General features: G+C 48.0%; 6 protein-coding genes. 4 read left to right on the plus strand and 2 right to left on the minus strand.

What is annotated here, in order from left to right:
- From dapB to bioD, 4 genes are all read left to right on the plus strand, one after another.
- On the plus strand, positions 1–557 hold a 557-nt coding region (dapB, locus tag PHU49_07185; protein ID MDD5243786.1), incomplete at its 5' end, for a 4-hydroxy-tetrahydrodipicolinate reductase.
- 329 nt (positions 558–886) lie between these two features.
- Entirely contained in the window at positions 887–1528 is a 642-nt protein-coding gene (locus PHU49_07190) for a redox-sensing transcriptional repressor Rex (protein MDD5243787.1), read from the plus strand.
- A gap of 8 nt (positions 1529–1536) precedes the next feature.
- Positions 1537–1746: a hypothetical protein gene (locus tag PHU49_07195; protein MDD5243788.1), complete on the plus strand. Its 210-nt coding sequence runs from the start codon at positions 1537–1539 to the stop codon at positions 1744–1746.
- Positions 1746–2462, plus strand: a complete 717-nt coding sequence (gene bioD, locus PHU49_07200; GenBank protein MDD5243789.1) for a dethiobiotin synthase — start codon at positions 1746–1748, stop codon at positions 2460–2462. Before PHU49_07195 ends, bioD begins: the two co-directional genes overlap by 1 nt.
- A gap of 28 nt (positions 2463–2490) precedes the next feature.
- Here the strand turns inward: bioD and PHU49_07205 are convergent, their stop codons facing one another.
- Positions 2491–3669, minus strand: coding sequence for a pyridoxal phosphate-dependent aminotransferase (locus PHU49_07205; GenBank protein MDD5243790.1), 1179 nt, complete (start codon positions 3667–3669; stop codon positions 2491–2493).
- Between the two features lie 3 nt (positions 3670–3672).
- On the minus strand, positions 3673–4863 hold the full coding sequence (locus PHU49_07210; protein MDD5243791.1) for a pyridoxal phosphate-dependent aminotransferase: 1191 nt from the start codon (positions 4861–4863) through the stop codon (positions 3673–3675).
- Between the last annotated feature and the right edge of the window lie 31 nt (positions 4864–4894).

A 4894-nucleotide genomic window follows, 5' to 3' on the forward strand; every position in this document is an offset into this window, starting at 1 on the left:
CGACGCTTGAGAATTTCAGGTTTGTCAGAGAGAAGCAGAAGTGTATTGTCATAGGCACAACAGGATTTTCCGGGGACGCCATCGGGCAGATCAGGGATTCAAGGGATGTTAGGGTTGTTATATCACCCAACATGAGCATAGGCATGAATCTCATGTTCGATGTTATTGACAGGGTATCAAAAGTCCTTCAGGACGGTTACGACATCGAGATCGTTGAGATGCACCATCGCTGGAAAAAGGATGCACCCAGCGGAACGGCGATGAAATTAAAGGACATCGTGAAGGATGCCCAGACAGGAAAGCAATGGGAAGAGATCTACGGCAGAAAGGGGATCACCGGCGAAAGGAAGAACGGGGAGATCGCTATCCTTGGTTTGAGGGGAGGCGACATCGTCGGCGAGCATACGGTGATGTACGCCGGTATCGGCGAACGGCTTGAGATTACTCACAGGGCCTATTCCCGTGAAAATTTTGCACGGGGGGCATTGACGGCGGCGAAGTGGATCGTCCGGCAGGGTCCCGGTATTTACGGGATGAAGGATGTGCTGGGATTATAGTAAATAGTTCATGGCCCATAGCTGATAGCTCGCGGCAAAAGATCAATCACCAATAACCAAATTCCAATCACCAATTAATACCCAATGACCGAATACCCAAACGAGAAGCGATTCCCGAAGATTTTGTTTGGTGATTGAATATTGGGTATTGGTTATTATTGGGTATTATGTTTATAATAGCTTGTTAATTTTTTCTCTTAATAAACTTATTTGCGGTAAAAGTTTGTAAAACACTGCGATATCCTTGATAATAATTTCTCTTGCAAAACACCTTGATTATTGTTACATATATGATAAATAAAGAGAAAATCTTTAAAAGGAATAGAAAAATGGCGAAATATTCAAAGATCCCCGAAGCCACAATAAGAAGGCTCTCAAATTATCTGAAATGCCTTGGAGACCTGGAGACGAGGAGTGAAAAGGTAGCATCGAGCGCGCTCATCGCAAATATCTGTAACGTCAACGCAGCGCAGGTAAGAAAAGATTTTGCCTATTTCGGTGAATTCGGCATCAGGGGTATGGGCTACAATGTAAAAGAACTGAAAAGACATATCAAAGAAATACTCGGTATCAACAGGGAATGGAGGATCGCAGTGGTCGGCATCGGCAACATGGGAAGCGCCCTGCTTGTTTATAAGGATTTTCTCAAACAGAACTACAAGATAGTGGCTGCTTTTGATATCCAGCCCGAAAGGGTCATTGGGCATATTTCTGAAAGAGTAGGAAAACCCGTTGAGATTCTCCATGTTGAGGGACTGAAAGAGGTGGTGAAGGCAAGAAATATTGAGATCGGGATTATTACAACACCTCCCCAGGAGGCACAAAAGGTAGCGGATTGGCTCGTTGATGCGAATATCAAGGGTATCCTGAATTTGTCACCTTCACCCGTGAAGACCCCTGAACATGTAAAGCTCCGCAACCTTTTCTTTACGTCTGCCCTCGACAATCTCGTATACTACCTTTCAAATTAGAGGCAGTCATGTGGAAGATCCTTGGAAATATAATAGAGATGTGTGTCTATTCCACCGTGTACATGATCATTGTACTGGTGATGCTGAAGATTGTCGGCGCTACGTTTTCAACTGAGTTTGAGAAAAAGATATCAGAAGAGGGCAATATAGGTCTTGCGATAATTTGCGCCTGTCTTTTTATAGGCATTGCAATTCTCCTCTCAGCAGTTGTGGGATAGTGAAAAGCCTTTTTATAACCGGAACAGATACAGGGATCGGCAAGACAGTTATATCAATGGGTTTATGCGCCTTCCTTTCGTTGCGGAAGGGTATGGATGTCGGTGTCATGAAGCCCTTCGAAAGCGGGTTGACAAAAGGAGAACAGAAGGCAGGGTCCCGGGATGCGGTTTTATTGCGGGAGGCCTCAGGAAGCACCGATAGTCTGAGGAAGATCAATCCCTACACATTTGAAGCGCCCCTCGCCCCTGAAGTTGCTGCTGAGCTGGAACATCGTGTAATCGATATTGATAGCGTTGACAGGACATACCGGGATCTTCTGAGGAAGCACGATGTCCTTATCATTGAAGGAGCAGGCGGCGTCATGGTACCCATTAAAAGTAATTTCTTCTACATTGATCTCATCAGGCGATGGAGTGTGCCGACCGTCATTGTGTCGAGGCTCGGTCTCGGAACAATAAACCACACACTCCTGACAAGCCGTTATCTGGAATCACAGGGTATAAGCATCGTGGGCGTGATCTTGAATGACGTAAACAGTGAGGCCGATATCGCCTCACAGACAAACCCCGGTGTATTGAAACAATATCTCCGCGTCCCCTTTCTCGGGGTCTTTCCTCACGTGGCGTGGGTCGCGCAAAACAGAATGAACAGGGAACTCCTTGCCGAAACGTTTGCAAAGAATATTGACACCACCGCCATCCTGCAGTTTCTCTAAATCCGCAATGCGTAGCACGCAACCGGTCTTATCGCATGCCCGACATCATCTCCTTGAAATACTTCTCCGACCTTTCGATGACGTCCATCTCAACGCAGTAGGCCAGCCGGAAATAACCCGGTTTCCCGAAACCCACCCCGGGTACGGCAAGAATGCGGTGCTGCTGGAGGGTCCTCACGAACAGGATATCGTCAGGTATCGGCGAGTGCGGGAATATGTAGAATGCCCCCAGGGGTTTCGTCACATCGAACCCGGATTCCACAAGGATCCTGTAAATGGCGTCCCTTTTGCGCTGATAATCCATGATATCGACGCTGTTTTTCTGGAATTTCCGGATGAGTCTCTGCATGAGCGCCGGGGCGTTTATGAAGCCGAGTATCCTGTTTGCGAATATCATAGCGTCTATAAGGGGTCTCAGATTTTTTATATGAGGCGATGCGGCGATATGGCCTATGCGCTCCCCGGGGAGGGCGAGGTCTTTTGAGTGGCACGTAATGACGATCGTATCCTCGTATATATTGAACAGGTCGGGCAGGACAGTGCCGTTGTAAATTATCTTCCTGTATGCCTCATCGGCGAGGATGAATATCCTCTGCCCCTTTTCTTTCCGTTTCAAAAGAAGCGCTGCAAGATCCTTCAACTCCTCTTCGTTATAGACAACACCCGTCGGGTTATGCGGTGAATTGAGGATGATCGCCTTGGTCTTCTTGTTTATCGCCTTTTCAATCTTTTCGATATCGAGATGAAAGTCGTCCCGGGTATCGACAAGCCTCATCGATCCGCCGTGATTTTCTATATAGAACCTGAATTCCACGAAATACGGATTGGGGACGATTACCTCGTTGCCCGCATCGAGGAGGGCCTTCAGCGCGACGTTAATGCCCCCGGCGGCTCCGACGGTCATGATGATGTGGTCTTTCGTAAAGGGCAGCCCTGACCTTTCTTCATAGAATTTCGCTATATCGTCTCTCACCTCTTCGTAGCCGCTGTTCGTCATGTACCGGTGCATGCCCTTTATCTCTGAAGAGGCGATGCGTATCAGTTCTGCTTTCAGTTCGTTTGGCGGTTCCATCACGGGATTGCCGAGGGTAAAGTCGAGTATATTCTCCGGACCGAACTGTTTTTTCAGTTTTTCACCTTCTTCGAACATTGCCCGTATCCACGAGGAGTCTTTCATCGATTTGCTGATATTTTTTGAGATACCCATCTTTCACCTCTTGATGAATTTTTTTCCTATCCGGATGAAGCCATCCCTGCTTTTCAGGATTGTTGCAAGGGGAACGCAGTATGCTATCCTGAAATATCCTTTTTTCCCGAAACCCCTGCCGGGCACTACCATAATCCTTTCTTCCTGCTGGAGCGTCCTGACAAACTCGAGCTCATCGGGGACCGGAGATTTTGGGAACATATAGAAGGCGCCCATTGGTTTTACGCATTCAAAGCCCGCCTCCATGAGTATTTCATAGAGGGTGTCCCTCTTTTTCTGGTAATCGTCGATGCTGACGGAGGTTCTCTGGAATTTCCCGACGGCTCTCTGGAAAAGCGCCGGCGCATTGACAAAGCCGAGGGCCCTCATAGAGATCATAAGCGCCGAAACCATGAGTTCGTATCCCTTGATGCGGGGGGAGATGGCGATATAACCTATACGCTCCCCGGGGAGGGCAAGGTCTTTCGAGTGGGACGTGACGGCCATGACAAGATCGTACAGCTTGAACAGGTTTGGCAGTTTTGCGCCGTTATATACTATTTTCCGGTATGCATCGTCGGCGACGATATATATCTCCTGGCCCTCCTTTCTCTTCTGCCTGAGGAGCCCGGCAAGATCCTTCAGGCCCTTTTCGTTATAGACGGCACCCGTGGGGTTATTGGGGCTGTTGAGGAGGACGACCTTTGTCTTTTTGGTGATTGCCCGTTCTATCCTGTCGATGTCGAGTTGGAAATCTTCCTTTGACATCACCAGTTTCATGATGCCGCCGTAATTTTCTATATAGTTTTTAAATTCCCAGAAGAACGGAGACGGCACGATCACCTCATCGCCCCTGTTGAGCATGCTTTTCAGAAGTATATTAAGCCCGCCGGCGCAGCCCGTTGTCATGAAAACCTGGGAAGGGTTGAAAGGAAGTCCATAAAGCTCACGGAGGTATTCCGCTATCTCACTTCTTACCTCTTCGTAGCCGCTGTTCGTCATGTACCTGTGCATTCCCTTCCGGGGATGCAGGAGCGTCTCTGCAAGTGTTTTCTGAAGGTCTTTCGGCGGCTCAATATCAGGATTGCCGAGGGAGAAGTCGTAGACGTTGTCTTCTCCGTATTGTTTTTTGATCTTGATCCCCTCTTCGAACATTCTGCGGGTCCAGCCTTCCTGGTCTGCAATCAGCTTGTGTAATTTTTTAGAAATAATCATATGTCCTCCTGACAATAAAAAAGCCATGGGT

The organism is Syntrophorhabdaceae bacterium (assembly GCA_028713955.1).
GTDB lineage: Bacteria > Desulfobacterota > Syntrophorhabdia > Syntrophorhabdales > Syntrophorhabdaceae > UBA5609.